The organism is Streptomyces sp. NPDC057271, assembly GCF_042668715.1.
In the GTDB taxonomy this organism is placed as follows: domain Bacteria; phylum Actinomycetota; class Actinomycetes; order Streptomycetales; family Streptomycetaceae; genus Streptomyces.
In genome coordinates this window covers 12168-13222 of sequence record NZ_JBHUYJ010000152.1, presented here as the reverse complement: position 1 = coordinate 13222, position 1055 = coordinate 12168, and the positions used below count along the sequence as shown (strand labels likewise).

The following is a 1055-nucleotide window of genomic DNA, read 5'->3' as shown; positions in this document are numbered from 1 at the left end:
GGCCGGACGTCCTGGGATGAGACAGACACACGTCGCATCCCGTCCCACCCGTCACCCCACCCGGCGCCCAGGCACCCACCACCTCTGCAACCTCATCAGCACCACAATCACGCACCCCGAATATCTACCGATACGCAGACAACCCAGGTGAAAACGACCTCTGAGTCGCTGTTGCATTTGATCGACAATCTCGCGCGGTTCCATCGCGAGCATGAGGAGTACTACGCACAGGCGCCGTTGCGACAGGCCGGCGACCTTCAGGCGCGGTCCCGGGCGCTGAAGGCGCTGGCCGACCGGTGGAGCGTGATCGGCGTGGGTGAGCAGGCGTCGGCGATCGCGTTCGCCGGTGCGGAGGACCTGAATCCCCCGGGGCTCGTCGCTGAGTCGGGGATTCTCTTCATGGAGGGGGAGGGCGAGCCGCCCGAACTGCAGAGGCTGAAGCGTGAGGTCGGGCTGCTGGCGGACGACCTTGGGCAGACGGGTGTCTGGCTGGCCGGGGCGATGGAGCAGGCGTGGGACATGGCCGGGGGGTTGGCTGCCTATCCCGCGCTGGCGGACCTGCTCGGGGAGCGGCACCGGATCATCGCCGACGACTGGCAGTCGGCGGGCCTGCAGGCCCTGGTCGCGCGGCTGCTGCGACGCGCCCTTGACCTGCTGGACCGCGTCGAATTTGCTCCGGCGGCGCTGCGGGCCGACCTGCGTGGCGAGCGGGTGGCCCCTTCCTACTTGTATTCGGCTTCCGAACTGCTGGACCGCGCGGCGGATCTGATGGCGGAGTCGGCGACGCTGGTTCACGACAACGAGCGACGCTGGCGCGTCTTCCGTGCCCGGATTCGTGCGTTGCGGTCCGGGTAGGCCGAGTCCAGGAGGGACATGCCGCGCGAGATGACCACCGGTGCCGGTCCACGGGATCCTCGTCGTCGAATCCGCCGACGGCAGGTGAAGGCGGTGCCGCCGCCGTCCGCTCAGGTCAAGCCGCCGTCCGTTCAGGTCAAGGGGACGACGGCGACCGGCGCGGGGCTGTGGTGGATGACCGCGTGGGCGACATGGCCGAG

Annotated in this window: 1 protein-coding gene and 1 pseudogene; one reads left to right on the top strand and one right to left on the bottom strand. The window is 69.2% G+C overall.

Annotated features, from left to right (window positions below):
* The first annotated feature begins 147 nt into the window (after positions 1–147).
* The gene (locus ACFUJR_RS36725; protein ID WP_383178300.1) at positions 148–855 is read left to right on the top strand and encodes a hypothetical protein; all 708 of its coding nucleotides are present in this window, start codon (positions 148–150) and stop codon (positions 853–855) included.
* A gap of 131 nt (positions 856–986) precedes the next feature.
* Here ACFUJR_RS36725 and ACFUJR_RS36720 read toward each other — a convergent pair.
* Positions 987–1055: pseudogene (locus tag ACFUJR_RS36720) on the bottom strand (universal stress protein); the annotation flags it as partial.